At 53.5% G+C, this 20,051-nt stretch carries 14 protein-coding genes; 8 read left to right on the top strand and 6 right to left on the bottom strand.

Going from position 1 to position 20,051, the window contains the following annotated elements; all coding sequences use genetic code 11:
* Window positions 1-75 precede the first annotated feature (75 nt).
* The 7 genes from AC0IM9_RS09335 to nqrM all read left to right on the top strand — a co-directional run bounded on the left by AC0IM9_RS09335 (window position 76) and on the right by nqrM (window position 6,276).
* Window positions 76-1,419 (top strand): Na(+)-translocating NADH-quinone reductase subunit A, encoded by a 1,344-nt coding sequence (locus AC0IM9_RS09335; RefSeq protein ID WP_140913987.1) that lies wholly within the window; start codon window positions 76-78, stop codon window positions 1,417-1,419.
* The gene (locus AC0IM9_RS09330) at window positions 1,420-2,619 is read left to right on the top strand and encodes an NADH:ubiquinone reductase (Na(+)-transporting) subunit B (protein ID WP_140913988.1); all 1,200 of its coding nucleotides are present in this window, start codon (window positions 1,420-1,422) and stop codon (window positions 2,617-2,619) included.
* A complete protein-coding gene (locus AC0IM9_RS09325) occupies window positions 2,612-3,472 on the top strand; it encodes a Na(+)-translocating NADH-quinone reductase subunit C (protein ID WP_482803823.1) in 861 nt (286 codons plus the stop codon). Before AC0IM9_RS09330 ends, AC0IM9_RS09325 begins: the two co-directional genes overlap by 8 nt.
* Window positions 3,473-3,480: 8 nt before the next feature.
* Window positions 3,481-4,149, top strand: coding sequence for an NADH:ubiquinone reductase (Na(+)-transporting) subunit D (locus tag AC0IM9_RS09320; protein WP_054759006.1), 669 nt, complete (start codon window positions 3,481-3,483; stop codon window positions 4,147-4,149).
* The gene (nqrE, locus tag AC0IM9_RS09315; protein ID WP_140913990.1) at window positions 4,149-4,757 is read left to right on the top strand and encodes an NADH:ubiquinone reductase (Na(+)-transporting) subunit E; all 609 of its coding nucleotides are present in this window, start codon (window positions 4,149-4,151) and stop codon (window positions 4,755-4,757) included. The genes AC0IM9_RS09320 and nqrE overlap by 1 nt, the downstream gene beginning before the upstream one ends.
* A gap of 12 nt (window positions 4,758-4,769) precedes the next feature.
* Complete coding sequence (nqrF, locus tag AC0IM9_RS09310; RefSeq protein ID WP_482803822.1) at window positions 4,770-5,990, top strand: NADH:ubiquinone reductase (Na(+)-transporting) subunit F; 1,221 nt, start codon at window positions 4,770-4,772, stop codon at window positions 5,988-5,990.
* A 91-nt stretch (window positions 5,991-6,081) separates the two neighbouring features.
* Window positions 6,082-6,276 (top strand): (Na+)-NQR maturation NqrM, encoded by a 195-nt coding sequence (nqrM, locus tag AC0IM9_RS09305; RefSeq protein WP_140913992.1) that lies wholly within the window; start codon window positions 6,082-6,084, stop codon window positions 6,274-6,276.
* Window positions 6,277-6,311: 35 nt separating this feature from the next.
* Here the strand turns inward: nqrM and AC0IM9_RS09300 are convergent, their stop codons facing one another.
* The 4 genes from AC0IM9_RS09300 to AC0IM9_RS09285 form a co-directional block, all read right to left on the bottom strand.
* On the bottom strand, window positions 6,312-6,881 hold the full coding sequence (locus tag AC0IM9_RS09300; protein WP_482803821.1) for an alpha-ketoglutarate-dependent dioxygenase AlkB family protein: 570 nt from the start codon (window positions 6,879-6,881) through the stop codon (window positions 6,312-6,314).
* A gap of 6 nt (window positions 6,882-6,887) precedes the next feature.
* Entirely contained in the window at window positions 6,888-7,280 is a 393-nt protein-coding gene (locus tag AC0IM9_RS09295) for a bacteriohemerythrin (protein WP_445370789.1), read from the bottom strand.
* A 292-nt stretch (window positions 7,281-7,572) separates the two neighbouring features.
* Complete coding sequence (locus AC0IM9_RS09290; protein WP_482803820.1) at window positions 7,573-9,315, bottom strand: diflavin oxidoreductase; 1,743 nt, start codon at window positions 9,313-9,315, stop codon at window positions 7,573-7,575.
* Window positions 9,316-9,423: 108 nt separating this feature from the next.
* Window positions 9,424-14,907, bottom strand: coding sequence for a glutamate synthase-related protein (locus tag AC0IM9_RS09285; RefSeq protein ID WP_482803819.1), 5,484 nt, complete (start codon window positions 14,905-14,907; stop codon window positions 9,424-9,426).
* A 249-nt stretch (window positions 14,908-15,156) separates the two neighbouring features.
* Here AC0IM9_RS09285 and AC0IM9_RS09280 point away from each other — a divergent pair, with 249 nt between their 5' ends.
* Window positions 15,157-16,377: an FAD-dependent monooxygenase gene (locus AC0IM9_RS09280; protein WP_278211677.1), complete on the top strand. Its 1,221-nt coding sequence runs from the start codon at window positions 15,157-15,159 to the stop codon at window positions 16,375-16,377.
* A 6-nt stretch (window positions 16,378-16,383) separates the two neighbouring features.
* Here AC0IM9_RS09280 and glnD read toward each other — a convergent pair whose 3' ends face one another.
* Together glnD and map are read right to left on the bottom strand one after the other, a co-directional pair.
* Window positions 16,384-19,029 carry a [protein-PII] uridylyltransferase gene (glnD, locus tag AC0IM9_RS09275; RefSeq protein WP_482803818.1) on the bottom strand — a complete coding sequence of 882 codons (2,646 nt, stop codon included), beginning with the start codon at window positions 19,027-19,029 and terminating at the stop codon, window positions 16,384-16,386.
* The gene (gene map, locus AC0IM9_RS09270; protein ID WP_260839403.1) at window positions 19,026-19,823 is read right to left on the bottom strand and encodes a type I methionyl aminopeptidase; all 798 of its coding nucleotides are present in this window, start codon (window positions 19,821-19,823) and stop codon (window positions 19,026-19,028) included. Before map ends, glnD begins: the two co-directional genes overlap by 4 nt.
* Window positions 19,824-20,051: the final 228 nt, after the last annotated feature.

Below are 20,051 nucleotides of genomic sequence, written 5' to 3'. Positions count from 1 at the left end.
TCAACTGCTCTCGAGGAATGCTGTGTCCAAGGGGGCTTTTTGCTGAAATTTGTCTGGAGAGCAGGCGTATTAACTATGCAATTTACACTAAAGAAAGGTTTGGATTTGCCCATTACGGGTAAGCCCGAACAGCAAATAAGCGAGGGTAACGCCGTCAAATCGGTCGCGCTGTTGGGCGCCGATTACGTCGGGCTGAAGCCGAAAATGCTGGTCGCGGAAGGGGACAAGGTGAAAGTGGGCCAAGCTCTGTTCGTGGATAAGCAAAATCCCAGCGTAAATTTCACTTCGCCCGGGGCGGGCGTCGTCAAAGCCATCAACCGTGGTGATCGGCGGGTGCTGCAATCTGTGGTGATCGAGTTGAAAGGCGACCAGCACGAAAAGTTCAGCAAGTATGCCGAGTCCGAGTTGGCCGGATTGTCTGCCGAACAAATCAAGCAGAATTTGCAAGCATCAGGCTTGTGGACGTCGTTCGTGACTCGTCCTTACGGTAAAGTCCCGGCGGCCGATTCGACGCCGAGTTCTATCTTCGTCACCGCAATCGATACCCGTCCTTTAGCAGCCGATCCGGCGGTAGTGATAGCCGACAGAGCCGGCGATTTCGCCAACGGTTTGACCGTGATTTCGAAACTGGCCGGCAAGACCTATTTGTGTAAAGCCGCCGGCGCCAACATTTCTGCAGTTGCCGGCGTGCAGACCGCTGAGTTTGCCGGCCCGCATCCCGCCGGTTTGCCCAGCACGCACATCCATTTCATCGACCCGGTCAATGTCCACAAATTCGTGTGGCACATCGATTATCAGGCTGTGATTGCTATCGGTGCTCTGTTCACTACTGGTCAGCTGAACGTCGAGCGCGTTGTGTCTCTGGCCGGTCCGACCGTTAAAAAGCCCCGCTTGGTCAAGACCCGAGTTGGCGCTAACTTGTTGGAGCTGGCGGCTGGCGAGTTGGAAGACGGCGAGAATCGCGTCATTTCCGGTTCCGTGCTTTACGGGCACGAAGCTGCGGGGCCGTTTGCCTATCTGAGTACTTATGCACTGCAGGTTTCCGCACTGAAAGAAGGCCGCGACCGCGAATTTTTTGGTTGGATCGTGCCGGGCAAAGACAAATATTCGGCTTTGAACGTCTATGTCTCATCCAAAGATCGTGAATCGGGACGCCTGTTTCCACTGACTACCGATAAAAACGGTAGTAACCGGGCCATTGTCCCGGTCGGAATTTACGAATCCGTCATGCCTCTGGATATTCTGCCGACACCGTTGTTGAAAGCGATTGTCGTCGGCGATACCGATACTGCGCAAGCCCTGGGCTGTTTGGAATTGAACGAGGAAGACGTCTCCCTGTTCACTTTCGTCGATCCCGGTAAACACGATTTTGCGCCGGTGCTCAGAGCAAATTTAACCAAAATCGAGAAGGAAGGATAAATGTCGGCTAGAGACTTATTAGATAGCATAGAGCCGCATTTTACAAAAGGCGGCAAATTCGAAAAGTATTACGGCCTGTACGAGATGGTCGATACTTTCATGTATACCCCGTCCGATGTAACGCGCGGTACTACTCATGTCCGGGACGGTAACGACCTGAAGCGGACCATGACTTTCGTCGTCATCGCCACGGCATTCTGCATTTTGATGGCTTGGTATAACACCGGCTTTCAAGCCAATCTGGCGATGCAGAAAATCGGCGCAACCGATATCGACGGCTGGCGTAGCATTCCGATGGCCTTGTTCGGCTACAACCCTTACAACCCGTTTTCGTGCCTGGTGCACGGTATGTTGTATTTCTTCCCGGTCTATATCGTCACGTTGGCGGTTGGGGGCTTCTGGGAAGTGTTGTTCGCCACCGTACGTAAACACGAAGTCAACGAAGGCTTCCTGGTCTCGTCAATGCTGTATACCTTGATCCTGCCGGCCAGTATTCCGCTGTGGCAAGTGGCCTTGGGCATTTCGTTCGGTATCGTGTTGGGTAAAGAGGTATTCGGCGGTACCGGTAAAAACTTCCTGAATCCGGCACTTACCGGCCGTGCTTTCCTGTTTTTCGCCTATCCTGCTTCAATCTCCGGCGATTCGGTCTGGGTTGCGGTTGACGGCTATAGTGGTGCGACAGCATTGTCTCTGGCTTCGGCCGGCGGATTGGACGCCATCACCGGTAGCTTCGGTTGGTTTCAGTCTTTCCTGGGCTTCATCCCCGGATCGATGGGCGAAACGTCGACTCTGGCTTGTCTGCTGGGTGCTGCGTTCCTGTTGTATACCCGCGTCGCTTCTTACCGCATCATGGGTGGCGTCATGATCGGCATGATCGGCATGTCGACCTTGTTGAACGTGATCGGCAGCGACACCAACCCGATGTTCGCGATTCCCTGGTACTGGCACATGGTATTGGGCGGTTTTGCCTTCGGTACCGTTTATATGGCTACTGATCCGGTTTCTGCAGCCAATACCGATATCGGTCGCTGGATCTACGGCGTGCTGATCGGCGTCATGATCATCATTATCCGCGTAATCAACCCGGCCTTTCCGGAAGGCGTCATGCTGGCGATTCTGTTCTCCAATATGTTCGCACCATTGATTGATTATTTTGTGATTCAAGCGAATATCAGAAGAAGGATCAAACGTCATGCCTAATGCCGAAAACAAGACCAATAACTTTAACGAGCAGTTGTGTAAGTACTACGCGCAGTTCCGGGTTTATGCCGACCGCATCCTGGCATTAAGCAACGATAGTCTGGAAAAAACGGTTAACGTCGCGCTGGCGCTGTGTTTGGTCTGCGCGGTTCTGGTATCGATAGCCACCGTGGCGTTGCGGCCTTTGCAGTCCCATAACAAGGCCCTGGACATGAAGAAGAATATTCTGGATGTTGCAGGCTTGCTGGAAGACGGTACCGATATCGACCAAGCTTTCAGAGAACGGATCGAAGCTAAATTGGTCGACATTGCGACCGGCGAATACGTGGACGGTAACGTCGAAGAATACGACCAACGCAAAGCTGCCAAGGATCCTGCGCAAAACGAAGTGATTCCGCCGGAAAAAGACATCGCCAGCATCCGTACCAAAGCGAAGTTGGCTAAGGTATTCCTGGTCAAGAACGGCGATAAGTTGCAATCCATTATTTTGCCGATCAACGGTTACGGTTTGTGGTCGACCATGTACGGTTTCCTCGCTTTGGATGCCGACGGCCAAACCGTGCAAAGCATCAACCTGTACGACCAAGGCGAAACTCCGGGTCTGGGCGGCGAAGTGGTCAACCCGAACTGGCGTGCGCTGTGGAAAGGCAAGAAAGTTTACGGTGACAGTGGCGAAGTGGCTTTGACCTTGGTTAAAGGCACGGTCGACAATAGCCGTCCGGATGCTGCGACCAAGGTCGACGGTTTGGCCGGTGCGACTTTGACCAGCCGCGGCGTCAGCAATCTGATCCTGTACTGGATGGGGCCGGAAGGTTTTGCGCCTTACCTGAACAAAATCAAAGCAAACGGTTAGGAGTCGTCATGGACAAAGAAACCAAAAAAGTATTATTTGAACCGTTGGTCGATAACAACCCCATCACTTTGCAGGTGTTGGGGGTTTGCTCGGCGTTGGCGGTGACCTCGCAAATGTCGACCTCGTTGATCATGGCGTTGGCTCTGACTTCGGTTACAGCCTGCTCCAGTGCGGCGATTAGTGCCGTGCGCCAGCACACGCCGAGCAGCATCCGGATTATCGTGCAGATGATTATCATCGCTTCGCTGGTAATCGTGGTCGACCAGTTGCTGAAAGCCTTCGCGTTCGATGTCAGCAAAAAACTGTCGGTATTCGTCGGTTTGATCATCACCAACTGTATCGTGATGGGTCGCGCCGAAGCGTACGCGATGAAAAATCCGCCGCTGCAAAGCTTTATCGATGGTATCGGCAACGGCGCCGGCTACAGCTTGATTCTGATTCTGGTGGCGCTGGTGCGCGAAACTCTAGGATCGGGCAAGTTGTTGGGCATCGAAATTCTGCCGCTGGTCAAAGACGGCGGCTGGTACGTGCCGAACGGCTTGATGCTGTTGCCGCCCAGCGCTTTCTTCGTTATCGGCTTGATTATTTGGGCCTTCCGTACCTGGAAACCCAAACAAGTCGAACACAATGAGTTCAAAATCATGGCTATTGCTCACGGTGAAGGAGGGCATCACTAATGGACGCCTATATCGCATTATTTGTTAAAGCGGTTTTCATTGAAAACCTGGCTCTGTCGTTCTTCCTGGGCATGTGTACCTTCTTGGCCGTGTCCAAGAAGATAGCCACCGCCATGGGTTTGGGCATTGCGGTAATGGTCGTGCAAACCTTGACCGTACCGGCCAACCAGTTCATCTATCAAACTTTGTTGAAAGAAGATGCCTTGGCTTGGCTGGGTATCACCGGCGTGGATTTGAGCTTTTTGAGCTTGCTGAGCTGTATCGGTATGATCGCCGCGATCGTGCAAATTCTGGAAATGTTCCTGGATAAGTTCGTACCGGCTTTGTACAACGCGCTGGGTATCTTCCTGCCTTTGATTACCGTTAACTGCGCTATTCTGGCCGGTAGTTTGTTCATGATCGAACGCGACTACAATTTCGGCGAGAGTGTGGTTTACGGTATCGGTTCCGGTTTTGGTTGGGCGTTGGCTATCACTTTGATGGCCGGTGTTCGCGAGAAACTGAAATACAGCGATGTGCCTGCCGCGCTGCAAGGCCTGGGCATCACCTTCATCACAGCAGGCTTGATGTCCTTGGGCTTCATGGCTTTCTCTGGAATTCAATTGTAAAAGGGTATCGTAATGCTAGAAATTGCATTAGGTGTTATTTTCTTCACGGCTATCGTGATTGCGCTGGTGTTCCTGATCATCGGCGCGAAAAACAAACTGGTGGCCGCCGGGGATGTGGAAATTCTGATCAACAACGAGAAGAAGATTCACGTGCCGGCCGGTTCAAAATTATTGAATGCGTTGTCCGACAACCAGTTATTCGTATCGTCGGCTTGTGGCGGTGGCGGTTCTTGTGGTCAGTGCAAAGTAAAAGTGCATAGCGGCGGTGGCGATATTCTGCCAACTGAGTTGTCGCACATCACCAAGCGTGAAGCGGCCCACGGCGAGCGCCTGGCTTGTCAGGTCGCGGTGAAAACCAATATGGCGGTCGAGGTCGAAGACAGCGTATTCGGCGTCAAAAAGTGGCTTTGCACCGTCAAATCTAACGACAACGTCGCGACCTTCATTAAGGAACTGGTATTGCAATTGCCGGAAGGCGAAGCGATCAACTATCGCGCCGGCGGTTACATTCAAATCGAGTGTCCGCCACACGTTTCCAAATATGCGGATATGGATGTTGCTGACGAGTACCGGCCGGATTGGGATAAATTCAATCTGTGGCGCTATGTGTCGGATGTAAAAGAACCGACTTTGCGCGCCTACTCGATGGCTTCCTATCCGGAAGAGAAAGAAATTATGCTGAACGTGCGTATCGCCACGCCGCCGCCAAGTGCGCCGGAAGGCGTGCCGCCCGGCATCATGTCTTCGTTCATCTTCAACCTGAAACCGGGCGACCAAGTTTGGGTATCGGGTCCGTACGGCGAATTTTTCGCCAAAGATACCGACGCCGAAATGGTCTTCGTCGGCGGCGGTGCCGGTATGGCGCCAATGCGTTCGCATATTTTCGATCAATTGCGCAGATTGAAGTCGAAACGCAAAATTACTTTCTGGTACGGTGCGCGTAGCAAACGCGAAATGTTCTACGTTGAAGATTTCGACATGCTGCAAGCCGAGAACGAAAACTTCAAATGGCACGTGGCATTGTCCGATCCGCTTCCGGAAGACAATTGGAAAGGCTATACCGGCTTCATCCACAACGTTCTGTACGAAGAGTTCTTGAAAAACCATCCGGCCCCGGAAGACTGTGAGTATTACATGTGCGGTCCACCGATCATGAACTCCTCGGTGATCAATATGCTGGTGGCTAACGGCGTCGACAGAGAAAACATTTTCTTGGACGACTTCGGCGGCTAACCGCAGCTTGATCGGGTAGACAAAAACGGGGGGCGATTAGGGTCGTCCCTCGTTTTTTCGTTTCTAAGGCTTATATAACTGGACAATCGATATGGGTTATTTTCTTGCGACGTTTTTATTCATGCTGGTCGTGATCGCTATCATGGCGGTTGGGGTCATTTTCGGCCGAAACGCGATCAAAGGTTCCTGCGGCGGGACAGGTAACTGTATTTGTACCGAGAAGTGCGATAAAAGAAAGAAGTTTGAGGCTCAACAAGCGCAAGCGGCCCCCGCCGAACATTCTTGAACGGCGATGCGATTAGCAAAAGCTGGAAGCCCCGGTCAAGGCGAGATAACCTTGCGGAAAGTCAAATTGATTCGGCCGCTGTCAAGTCCGGAATCCGGCGGTAAGCTATGCTGCCAATCGCGTTGAAATTCGGGATGCATAATCAGCAATGCACCGTCGGCCAATTTAACCTCGCCTTGCTGATCGAGTTTTTTATGGCGAAACGCAAAGTTGCGCGCCGTACCGAACGTTAAAGAGGCGATAAAGGGTCGCTCTCCCAGTTCCGGCTCGTCGTCGGCGTGCCAGCCCACGTAATCGTTGCCGTCGCGGTAGAGGTTGGCCAATACCGAATTAAACGAAATATTCAGATAAGCTTCGACTCGTTGCCTGATCTCGACTAGAAGCGGCGTCCATGCTCGGGTTTCCAACAGATTGTAACGGTAACTGTAACGAATGCCCGAGTCGGCATGCCAGGTTTGTAAGCGCGGTAGCGCAAAACGGCGTCCGCCGACGGTGTAGACGTTGACCGGCCAATCGTGGTCGAGCATGAAACGCCGGTAAATCTCCTCGCATTCAGCCTTTGCGTAAAACCGCTCGATAATTTGCAGACTGCCGTTCGCATCCATAACAGGCTATGCCTGATATTGCCGAATATAACTCGCCAATACGCTATCCATCGTTGCTACGTGTACGGCGAACCATCCCGGCAAGCGCTCCCGGACAAAGGCACGGCCGAACCCGACTAGTCCCTTATCGACTCTGGCTTGAAATTGTTTGAATTCGGACAATACTCGTTGATGTTCGCTTTTGTGTTCGCTTTCCGCCGGAAATCCGCATTGTGCCATCAATTGGTTTTCGCGTTCGAAGTGTGCCACTACGTGTTCGTGTAACAGCCGAAACAGTTGTGCAAACTCGGGGTTGTCTGCCTTTTCCAATTGATTGACAAGCTGAATAAATTCGACGTGATCGTCGTCGATCACGTCGTTTCCGGTTGCGGAAATCGTAGCTTCATCGATTAATGTCATTGTTGATTGTCCGAAGCGAAATATCAGCCTTTGTCTGAAAAAGGCTTGAGTTAGATTAGCAGTAATGATGCCAATGCTGAACATGCCGTAGCGCTGTCCTTGTCGTAATCGGAGGCATGTCAAGACCGCTATAGAGCGATATTTATTCGCCTCAAACAGTAGGGTAGGCCAATCGGTTGGAAAAGTAAAAATAGGATGGTTGGCGTACAATCCACCTAGGTAAGTAGAGTTTGCCTAGGCGGATTGTCGGAGGAAAATGTGGAAACGAACCGAGTTGGATTGGTTGGTTCGATCAGTAAACGTCTCTGACGTAACGTTTGTCTTTCTTCAGGCCGTTAACGTATTCAACAGCTTCAACCAAGCTCATTTTGCCGTGCTCGCGAATGACGTCGTGCAAGGCTTGATCGACATCCTTTGCCATCCGGTAAGCGTCGCCACAAACGAAAAAATAGCCGCCCTGTTCCAACCAAGCGAACAATTCGGCGCCGTGTTGTTTCATCCGGTCTTGAACATAGATTTTCTCGGCTTGATCACGGGAGAAGGCCAGATCGAGCTTGGTCAACAGGCCACTGGCTTGCATCGCTTCGATTTCGTCGCGGTAAATATAATCGGTCGAGGCGTTGCGGTCGCCGAAGAACAGCCAGTTTTTGCCGCTGGCATTGCGGGCTTGGCGTTCTTGCAGGAAGGCTCTGAATGGTGCGATACCGGTACCGGGGCCGACCATGACCATAGGCAGGCTATCGTCGCTCGGAACCCGGAAGTTATTGTTCGGCGTAAAGAAAATTTTAACGTCGCTGTTGCTGTCGGCTAGGTCGGCCAGATAGGTCGAGCAGACACCCTTGTGATGGCGGCCGTGAGCGTCGTAACGCACGCTGGCCACGGTCAGATGCACGGTGTCCGGAGTCAGTTTGCTGCTGGAAGAGATCGAATAGGCCCGATGTTGAAGCGGTTTTAATAGGCCTAGAAATTCGGCGGCGGAAAATTCGACGGCCGGAAATTGCAATAATAGGTCGAGCGTATCGCGGCCCCACAAATAATCGGATATTTTCTCTTTGTCGCCGGCCTGCAGGATGCCGTTAAGTTCCTGGTCGCCGGAACGCTTCGCGATTTCCTCGACGAATTCTTTGCTTGGAGTTTTGATTTCGAAATGGGTCCGCAGCGCCTCCGATAGTGTCATCAATTCGCCGTTGACCGGCTCGTCTTCGCCGCCGGTGCAGCCCAGGGCTTTGACGATATCGGCAACCAATTGCGGGCAATTGCTAGGTATGACGCACATCGCGTCACCGGCTTCGTAACTGAGTCCGGAACCGGCGATGGAGATTTCGTAATGGCGGGTTTCCTTGGACGAGTTTTCGGCTGTCAGCAAGCGGTTGACCATTAATTTGGCCGGGAACGGATTCTTGCGGTTATAAGCCGGTTTGGCTGCGGCGCGATTATCGGTATCCAGCACGGCGACGGTGGCGGCGCCTTCGGCCATCAAGGGTATTACTTCGCTGAGCCACTGCTCGGCGGGGGCCTCGAAATCGACGTCGCAATCGACCCGGTCGAACAAGCGTTGCGCGCCTAATGCCCCTAAGCGCTCGTCCCAATCCTTGCCGGCTTGGCAGAACAAGTCGTAGCTGGTGTCGCCCAACGCCAAGATAGAATATTTGATGTTTTCCAAACGGGGGGCGGACTCTGCTTTGGCGGCTTCCCAGAGCATTTCGGCGTTATCCGGCATCGCACCTTCGCCATAGGTACTGGTTATGATGAGCAGATATTCCATTTTGGCCAACTGGCCGATATCGATTTCGTCCATGCCTTTGACTACCGGTACCAAACCGTGGCTTTTGGCGCGGTTGGCGGCGTCATGAGCTACACCCTCGGAATTGCCGGTCTGGCTGCCGAACAAAATATGTAAGGTTCTGCTATTGCTCTGGTTGCTGCTATTCGAGTTTTGCACCATATGGCTATGCATGCCGGCAAAAAATCCGCTGAGCCAGGCACGTTGAATATCGGAATAAGGCGCGTTTTCGGGGATAAAAGGTGATTTCATTTCTTTACCAACTTTGGGCCGCACTACGGCGGCCCGTTAAACTATTAATCCAGTTTGGCCGGGTGTTTAATTCATAGCGCGGATGCGCTGTAACCCGACCGGCCAAGGTTATGCGGCTTCAGTTTCCAGCATTTCCTTGACGATGCTCAGGCTTTCCAGGCTGGCCAAATTCTTGTCGATGGTTGGCACGCCCGCCAGCGCTTGGCGGTTGAAGCGGTCCTGCTCGATAATCCAGGCGGTGGAGCCTATTGAATAAATGCTTTGGACGTCGCGCAGTTTCAACGTGGTCTTATAGTCGTTCAAGCGCTTTTCCGCCATCAGCGTCGCCAATTGTTGATCGTCGTATTGGCTGTAGGCCTCGCGAATGTTTTTCACCAAGGCGTCTTGCAATTTGCGTGGACGCTCCATCAATAGTTTCTCCGCGTATTTATCGATCAAGCTTTGGGTCAAAGGCATATTGGCTTTGATCAGCTGGTCGCGAGCGATTTGCTGGGCCTTGTCAACCACCGCATAGCTGTTGATCAGTTTCAGCGTCAACTCGCTGTCGGTTTCGCCGTAGCCGGGTATGGCGCCGTTGAACAAAGCATTACCGGTTTTGTGCGCTTGCTTGATCTGTTCGATCTGGTTTTGCGCGAATGCCACCGACAACTCTTCGATCATCGCTTTTCGGTCCAGAGATTTGCTCAAATACTCCGCGGTTTGGGTACGATTCAGCCACAGCGGCAGCGCGAATTTGAAATGTCCGCGTTGTTGTTCCCAATCGGCGAGAATCGCTTTGGCTTTGGTCGAGCCGGTATGCTCGACGTGTTGCTCCAGCATATAACGGATGAACTGTTCGTGGCTGGCTGCGACTTCGCCGCCGTCGGTCAATCGATGGATACTGACCGAGCTGTCGTCGTACAGTTCTTCCAGTCGGTCTTCGGGGTCGTATTGGTAGGCGTTGCCGCCGGACATGCCAGTGCAGAAACCTTTACCGAAACCTCCCAGGTTAAGGACCGCGCCGTTGATCATGTATTCGCAGGCAAAATCGCCGACGCCCTCGACCACCGCCATCGCGCCGGAATTGCGCACCGCGAAGCGGTCGCCGGCCTCGCCTTCGATGAAGGCTTTGCCGCCGGAGGCGCCGAACAGGGCAAAGTTGCCGATCAATACGTTTTCGCCAGGTTTATTCGAGCCGCCGCCGGGTGACTTGATCACGATTACGCCGCCGCAAGCGGTTTTACCGACGCCGTCGTTGCAAGTGCCGGTATGTTCCATGCGCATGCCGTCGTTATTGAATGCCGCATAACTTTGTCCCGCCGAACCGTGGGTGCGAACAATGACGGTATCGTCCGCCAGATAACGGCGGCCGTGTTGATTGGTGTACACGATTTGGCTGGCGGCGATTTGCTCGGCGCTCATTTCATAGTGCAATAAGCGCTCGATATCGATCGCGGTTTGGCCGCCGACGGTTTTGTTGCGGTTGTTGAGTTTGAACTCGCTGCCCTCGATCACGACTTGTTTGTGGCCTTGTTCGAACAAAGCTGTTTTCACTTGCGCGAAGATCAGATCGTCGATGGTAAAGTCTTTTTCCAGGTATATCGGCTTTTCGACTTTGATTTCCTGTACTTCCGCCAACAGTTTTTGCAGATGCAACTGCCCGATCATGCTCGGATGGTTGATTAAATGCAGCAGCTCGGTTTTACCGCGAATCTCTTTTAGGCTGGTGTAACCCAGGTCGGCCAGAATTTCCCGCACTTCGTGGGCCAGATTCATGAAGAACTGCGCCAACACGCGCGGATCACCTTTGAATTCCTCGTGGGCGGTGGTCAGGCCGGCCGGGCAGCGGATGTTGCAGTTTTTTGCCATCACGCAGCGCAGCATCATCAATGCGGTGGTGCCGAATTCGAACGAATCGCCGCCGAGGATGGCCGATTTCACCACGTCGGTGCCGTTCTGGTGCGCGGCACTGCAGCGTAACGTGACCTTATCGCGTAATCCGTTCACTGCCAAGGCTTGGTGGACTTCGGCGATACCGATTTCCGGCGAGCGGCCGGTGTTTTTCAAACTGGTGACCGCCGCGGCGCCGGTGCCGCCGGTGTTCCCGGCGACGTTAATGACGTCCGCGCCGGCTTTAGCGACGCCGACGGCGATCGTGCCGATACCTTCGGAGGAAACCAGTTTGACGACGACCCTAACCCGGGCGGCTTTGGCGTCGTGAATCAATTGGCCCAAGTCTTCGATCGAGTACGTGTCGTGGTGGGGTGGAGGGCTGACCAGTTCGACTTTCGGCGTACCGCCGCGCAAGGCCGCGATTTCCACCGAGACTTTCGGAGCCGGCAATTGGCCGCCTTCGCCCGGTTTAGCGCCTTGGCCGATTTTGATTTCGATTTCTTCCAGATTCGGGTCGGCCAAATAACCGGCCCAAACCCCGAAACGGCCGGACGCGAATTGTTTGATTTTGCTGGAGCGAATCGTGCCGAAGCGGCTGGAGTGTTCGCCGCCTTCGCCGGAGTTGCTCATACCGCCGGCAATGTTGGTACCTTGCGCGACCGCTTCGTGGGCCTCGGCCAACAATGCGCCGTGACTCATGGCCCCGGATGCAAAAGTTGGGGTGATTTCGTGCGCCGGTTGTACCTTCGCTAGGTCCAGCCGCTCGCGGCTGCTGCGGAGATTGCTCAGGTAAAAATACAGTATGCTGTCGGTATCGTTGATCCGTGCATTTAGGCTGTCGGCTTCGATGGCGACCGAGAAATCCTGGTCGGCGAAACGTGATTTGAGATGTTCCGCCAGTTGCTCCAGCCGAGATTTGTTCGAGTTTTCGGTCAATTCGATTTTGAACACGGCGCCGTTGGTGCGCGAAACTTTCAAGCCGCGGACTAGAAAGTTGTTATTACCATGCAGGTTTTGGCTGCCGAGCAGGCGATCGAAATCGGCTTGGGTCTCGGCGTCCGCTATATCGACCGGGAATTCCATCACGTCACGCAATGCGGCTGGCCGGTTGGCACGCTCTTGAGCCAGATTGCGAGTAAAGCTGCGATAGGCCGGTGTAATGCCGAAAGCGTCGATTTGCGCCGGCGTACGTTTTTCGTAGCCGAAATCGCGGTAAGCATTATCGCTGGCTTCGTTAGCCTGTTGCTGCGGGATATACAGAATCGGCTCGTCGGTCATCGCGATATATTCGCGCACCGCAGTATTGCCGAAAGTGTGGCCAGCACCGTCCTGGCGTTCTTTGAACAGGCCCAGGAACGGGATGTCGTTTTCGCTTTGCACCGACAGCGCTTTATGGTGCCATTCGCGGGAACTGGCGGCGATGTCGGCGTAGCGCGCACCGCCGACCGATGAGTTGATGTTCGGGAAATAGGGTTTTAATTTCGGCTCGTCGGTGTCCAGATAGTTGGATTCGAAAAACTCGCCGCCGATGTAACTTTCCACAGTGCAGAGGCCGAATTTGCCCATGGTTTTCATCAGCGATTTTTCGACGCCTTTCTGGAAGTTGTAAAGGGCTTTTTTGCGGCCGGCTTCGTCGGCATATTCGGTCATGACCCGGTTATGCACGCTGAGTGGGCAAATTGCCGAAGCGCCGAAACCCAAAATGGTCGCTACATCGTGCGGACTGGCGGCCTGGCCGGTTTCCATGATGATGGATGAATTGAAGCGCAGGCCCTGTTTGACCAGATGCTGGTTAGCGGCGGCGATCATCAACAAGGCCGGGATCGCTGCGCGGGTTTGGCCGATGTTGGCATCGCTTAGAACAATGATGCCGGTATGGTTGCGCGCGGCTTGCTCGACTTGTTCGCACACAGCCAGGAATGCGTGTTCCAGTGCTTGTTCGTTGCGCGCGGCATCGTCGAAGTCGGGGGTATACAGCATATCCAGGGTCACGGTTTTGACCAAGGTTTGGCGGCGGATTTGTTCCAGTTGCGTACGCTGTAGAATCGGCGATTCGATCATCAACTGTTTGCTGGTCGGCGGTGCGAAGGTCGGTTTGGCACCCAGCGCGACGCGCAGCGTCATGCCGTCGCTTTCCCGCAGCGAATCCAGCGGCGGATTGGTGACCTGAGCGAAGCGCTGGCTGAAATAACGCGACATGCCGCCCTCGGCCGAGCTCAGTGCGTTCGGGGTCAGGCCATAGCCCATCGCCGAGACTTTTTCCAGGCCGGTTTGCAGGATCGGATCCAGCAGGAATTTGAAACTTTCCTGGTTCAGAGAATACGCAGTGTGGCACTGTTCTGTGTTCAGCGAGTGGTCGCTACCGATCTCGGAAAGTTCCACTTTCGGCAGTTGATCCATGTGCACGCAGCGCTGCGCCAACATCGCCTTGTAATCTTTTTCGCTCGCCAGACGCGCCATGACCTGGTGGCTGTCGTAAGACTCGCCGGTGTTGTGGTCGAAATACAGCATGCCGCCGGCCTCAATCCGGCCTCGGCGCAATACTTGTTCGGGAGGGAAGTCGATTTGGCCGGCTTCCGACATTACGGCCAGATAGTCTGCGGTTTCGACCGAACGCAGCGGCCGCAGGCCCAAACGATCCAGGCGGGCGCCGACGCGGGTACCGTCGTTGAATATCAGCGCTGCCGGGCCGTCGTTTTTTTCTTCGTACAAGCTGAAATATTCCAGCATGGCGCGAACTTCGTCGGACAGGGTCGGGTCGTTTTCCCAGGCCGGAGGCATCATCGCCAGGATTGCGGTGACGATGTCGAGTTCGTCTTCGTTGATGCGACGGGTCAGGGTTTGATCGAGACGGCCGGAGTCAGACTGGCCGCACGGAAACACGATGTGCTTGTTATTTTGCCGGGCGATGGCGTTTTCGCTCAAGCGGTTTTTCTTGTCGGTGTTCAACTCGCCGTTATGCGCCATGTAACGGAACGGCTGCGCCATCATCGTCGCCGGCGCGGTGTTGGTCGAGAAACGGGTGTGGAAGAACAGCGTGCTGATTTCGTGGTCGGCGTCGTACAGGTCGACGAAGTAAGGGATGACCTCGAACGAATTCAAGCGGCCTTTATACACCTGAGTGCGCGAACTCATGGATAGCGGGTAGAAGCCCTGCAATTCCGGACGATTGAAGCCGTCGGCTTCGATGGCCAGCAGGGCCTGCTGGATGTGTTTTTCGAATGCCTCGTGGCTGGCGTCTTGCAACGACGCCGGCCGGCCGAAAATCAGCTGCTTGATCGGTAGTTGGGCTTTGACCGCGGCAGCGTTCAATACCGATGTATCGACCGGTACTTCACGCCATTTCAAAACCGGTAGCTCGAATTCTTTCAGGTGTTCTTCGACCAGTTTTTGCGCTTCGGAGTCGTAATGGGTGTGGTCTTCCGGAAAAAAGAAGTTGGCTACGCCGAATTGGCCCAATATCAAGCTTGGGTTGCCGGTGACTTTGCGGAAAAACTTCAAAGACAGGTCGATATTGACCCCAGCGCCGTCGCCGATACCCTCGGCGCTCATGCCGCCGCGGTGCGGAATGGTACAGAGTGCTTCGTGCGATTTCAGCAGCAGTTCGTGCGTCTGTTTGCTGTCCTTGCGGGTAATGAAGCCGACCCCGCAACTGTCCTGAGACAAGTCGGCGTCGTAAAGCATGTGTACTGAATTGATTTTCTGGGCGTTTTTAATCATAGCTATCCAGATCCTGTCTACTGATTGATGCGTTACCGGTGTTTTCCTTGCCGAAAACGCTGTTTATGGTTTTTCTGCCTGCTGCGTGTTAGAGTCGTCTCAACGAGCGGGGAAAAACGCGCAATAACTTCCGAATTTCAGTCGGCGAAACTTTCCAATCATACCATGTAGGCCTGTCCCTGTCATTTCGCGCATTTAACTTTGCTGAGTGTGGCTCCAGGCTTCTGTTTTAAAACTTTGTGATCAATTATGAAAGAACAAATCGATGTGGTTATTGTGGGCGGCGGTATGGTCGGTGCCGCGTTAGCATGCAGTTTGGGCGGTAGCCGCTTGAAGGTCGCCGTGTTAGAAGCGCAAACCCCGCAGCCCTTCTCTGCCGATCAGCCGCATGATCTAAGGGTTTCCGCCCTTAGTATCGCCTCGAAAAATATCCTGGAAACCGTCGGCGCTTGGGACGGAGTGACGTCGCGGCGCTTTTGTCCGTTTCGCCGGATGCGCGTCTGGGAAAATTCCGGCGATACTCTGTTCGATAGTACCGATATCAGCTATCCCGAATTAGGTTATATCGTCGAAAATCGGGTTACGCAATTAGCATTACTCGATAGATTGCGTGATTTTGATAATGTGGAGCTATTAATGCCGCAAGCGATCAAAGCCATTCATTATGACGGCGCTCAATCTCGTGTGGTTTTGGAGAATGGTCGGGAGCTGCAAGCTAAGTTGTTGGTCGCGGCCGATGGTGGTCACTCCAGAGTAAGGCAGGCAGTTGGCTTGGGCGTTACCAGTTGGGATTATAACCAGCACGCGCTGGTGATTTACATCGAAACGGCCTATCCGCAACAGGATATTACCTGGCAGCGCTTCGTGTCGTCCGGGCCGCAAGCGTTTCTGCCGTTGACCGGGAATTACGGCTCCATCGTTTGGTACCAATCGCCGGATGAGGTCAGACGCTTACAAGCCCTGCCATTTGAGCGGTTGCAGGCGGAGTTGGTCGCAGCGTTTCCGGATTGTCTTGGCGAAGTGAAACAGGTGCTGGGTGTGGCAAGTTTTCCGTTGCGGCGTCAGCATGCGCAAGCCTACGTCAAACAAGGCGTCGCCTTGGTTGGAGACGCGGCGCATATGATCAATCCGCTGGCGGGGCAGGGTGTCAATATCGGGTTGCTGGATGCTGCGGCTTTAGCTGAGGTGGTGGTGGATGCGCACGGCCGAGGCAAAAACTTTGCCGATGTCTCGGTGCTACGGCGTTACGAGGCGATGCGGCGTAACGAAAACTTGAAAATGATGACCGTGATGGATGTGTTTTACCGCTCGTTCAGCAACGACATTCTGCCGGTCAAGTTGTTGCGCAATCTCGGCCTGGGTTTGGCTCAGCGCATCACGCCGGCGCGCAATAAAGTCATGAAGGCGGCTATGGGCTTGGAAGGACGTTTGCCAAAATTGGCGCGCGGCCAGCGGCTGTCCGCCGGTTAGTCGTGCTCAGTTTTTCAGTTCCAGATACCTGAGCATCGTAGTGCGCAATTGTTGTTTTTTGTTCTCGTCGTCGATCGGACGCGATTGCTGGTCGGTAATGTAGAACATATCCTCAGCGCGACTGCCTATGGTCGTGATCTTAGCGTCGTGCAGCTGGATGTCGAGTTCGGTAAAGGCGCGGCCGATTGTCGATAGTAGGCCGGCGCGGTCGGTTGTCACCAGTTCCACGATTGTGTGTTTGTGCGAAGGATCGTCCAAAAAGGTAATGCTGGTTTCAATTGGGAAATGACGGGCCTGTCGGGATTGTTTGTGGATGTTTTTAGAGGTTTTCACTTTTTTGGCAATCAGTCCTTGGCGCAGTGCATTGCAGATATGGACCTCCCGGTACAGATCGTTGATTGCTTCGCCGGATTGTTCCAGTACCTGAAAGCTGTTCAAAACATACTGGTCGGCCGTGGTGATGATCCGGGCGTCCAGGATGGTCAGGCCTAGTTGGTCAAGGGTTGCCGTGCAGATCGAAAACAATAAGTCTTCGTTGCGGGTATAGACGAATATTTCGGCGCTGCCGCGTTGTGTTTGCGGTCTCAGCAGCACCAGGGGTAGTTCGCTTTCCTGGCAGGCGGCAATCGCGATGGTATGCCAGGCGACCTCGTCGGCAGAGTAGCGTAAAAAATAATCGTCGCTGAGGTGTTGCCAGGAATGTTTAATCGTGGTTTTCGATATACCTAGTTTCAGCAGTTCTTCGCGTGCTTCCTTCTTGTTTTCCTGCACCCGTTCGGAACGGGCTACCGGGTTGTGCAAGCCCCGGTGCAGTGCTTGGTGGGTCGAGATGTAAAGTTCCTTCAGCAGTGCATCTTTCCAGGTGTTCCACAAACTCGGGTTGGTGGCGCGGATGTCGGCCACGGTCAACAGGTATAAGTAATTCAAATATTCGATGCTGCCGACTTGCAGGGCAAAGGTATGGATCACCTCCGGATCGCTGATGTCTTTGCGTTGGGCGGTCATCGACATCAGCAGGTGGTGGCGCACCAGCCAGGTAATGACTTTGGTGTCGTGGTTGGATAGTTCGTGTTGCAGGCAAAAATTACGCGCCAGAGTTTCGCCCAGCGTGGAATGGTCGCCGCCGCGACCTTTGGCGATGTCATGGAACAATGCTGCCAAATATAGGATGTCGGGTTTGGCGATCAGCAAAAAAATATTGTTGCAAAAGGGTAGTTCATTGTTGTGCTTGGCCAGTGAGAAGCGGCGCAGATTGCGGATCACGAACAGCGTGTGCTCATCAACAGTGTAAATATGGAATAAATCGTATTGCATCCGGGCCACGATATTCGCGAAGTCCGGCAGATAAGCTGCCAGCACGCCGTAGCGGTTCATGCGTTTTAGTTGGCTGGTGATGCCGCGCGGCTGGCGTAGGATGTCCATGAACAGGCGGTTAGCCTGTTTGTTGCTGCGAAAATCTTCGTCGATCAATGGCAAATTTTTGCGGATCAGCCGAATCGTGCTGGCGCGAATGCCTTTAAGTGACGGCGATTGCTGCAGGATCAGGAATATTTCCAGTAAAGCCAGTGGCTGTTTTTGAAAAACGTCTTTATTGCTGACTTCCAGGTAGCCGTCTATCGACGAGAAGTTGGCCGTTATTGGAATCGGGGCCAGGCTTTCCTTGTTGCTGATCAGGCGCTCGTTAAGCAATTGCAGCAGCATTTCGTTCAGCCGTTCAATGTCGACCACGGTTTTGAAGTAGAACTGCATGAATTGTTCTACGTCCGGCTGGTCGTTGCGGTCGACGTAGCCGAATTGGCTGGCAAGTTCCCGCTGATAGTCAAATACCAAGCGGTCTTCGCAGCGGTTGGTCAAATTGTGCAAGGCAAACCGCAGTCGCCATAAAATGTCGCGCGCCCTGATCAGGTTGTCGTATTCGGACTTGGGCAGGAAGCCGTATTTGATCAATTCCCTTAGCGACGAGGCATTGTAGTGGCGTTTGAATACCCAGCTGATAACCTGTAAATCGCGCAGCCCGCCTGGACCTTCTTTGATATTCGGTTCCAGGTTGTAAGCCGTATCGTGGTATTTGGCGTACCGTTTTTGTTGCTCCAGCATCTTGGCTGGGAAAAATCGGTCGGAAGGCCATAAGGCATCCGAGCTGACTTTGCCTTTTAGTTTTTCGAAAAGCTCGGTGTTGCCGTCGATCAGGCGCATTTCCAGTAGGCTGGTAAACACGGTTTGATCATCCTGGGCTGCTATGACGCAGTCGTCGACATCGCGCGTGCTTAAACCCGGTTTCAGGCCGATATCCCACAGAAAATTGCAAAAGCCCGATAGCGAATGCTGATAATCGGCGGCGTCGGCGTCGGCCAGTAAAACGAGAATGTCGATGTCCGAATGAGGGAACAGTTCGCTACGGCCATAGCCGCCGGTTGCAATGAGTGCGTGTATATCCGCTGCCGGGCCGAGAAAATGCAACCAGCAGGCGGTAAGGATATTGTCGATGAACCGAGCTTTCTCCGTAAGCAGGCCGGCCGTCGCCTGGTCCGGGTTGAATCGCAGTTTTAAATGGGAGTTTTCCGCGCTAATAGCGTTTTTAAACGCCGTAATCGGGTTTTCATGCTTGAAACAACCTAAAAAGTCGTTTTCCGTGAACGGAAATGGGCTCACAGTTCTTCCTGTCTTAAGGTAAGTATCTCGTAACCTTGGTCGGTCACTAGAATCGTGTGTTCCCATTGGGCCGATAAACTGCGGTCCTTGGTAACGGCAGTCCAGCCGTCGGGCAGGATTTTCATGTGGCGCTTGCCGAGATTGAGCATGGGTTCTATCGTGAATATCATGCCCGGCTCCATCATCGCGCCTTCGCCGCGCTTGCCGAAATGCATGACGTGCGGGTCTTCGTGAAATTTTTTGCCGATGCCGTGGCCGCAGAATTCGCGCACGACCGAATAGCGGTTGGCTTCGGCGTGTTTTTGAATGGCATGGCCGATATCGCCGAAATACGCGCCGGGTTTGACTTGTTCGATGCCTAAAAACAAACTTTCCCGGGTGATGTCCACCAAGCGTTTGGCATGCGGACTCACCTCGCCGATGCAGAACATTTTGCTGGTATCGCCATGGTAGCCGTCTTTGATCACGGTGATATCGATATTGACGATATCACCGTTTTTTAGTTTTTTATCGCTGGGAATGCCGTGGCAGATCTGGTGATTAATCGAAGTGCATATCGATTTCGGAAAGCCCCTGTAATTCAGCGGTGCCGGAATCGCTTTTTGGACGTCGACGATATATTCGTGGCAGATCCGGTCGAGCTCTTCCGTGGCGACGCCGGCGACGACATGCGGAGCGATCATGTCCAGCACATCTGCCGCCAGTTTGCAGGCAACGCGCATTTTCTCGATTTCGTCGGCGGTTTTGATAATTATGGTCATCGGGTCGGAGAATGGTTTGGATAGCGGGTTCAATCGAGCCGGGTTTGCGCCAAAATCGGACTGACGCCCTGCGAACGATTTGGGGAGTCTATCAGACTTGAAGTTGTTGTGAAATTGTAATCATGGTATAAAGGTAAGTTCACTATGTAATCAATACTCACACTTGTCGACACGGTCGGTGGGGTGCTGGAAACCGTTGGTTTTCGGTCACTGGTCGGGGCGAGTGGAGGCGTAACCCAAAGCCGAATTATTCGGCAATTT

The sequence above is a fragment of the Methylomonas sp. Uni0011 genome (assembly GCF_056850255.1).
This window is presented reverse-complemented; position numbering and strand designations above follow the sequence as displayed.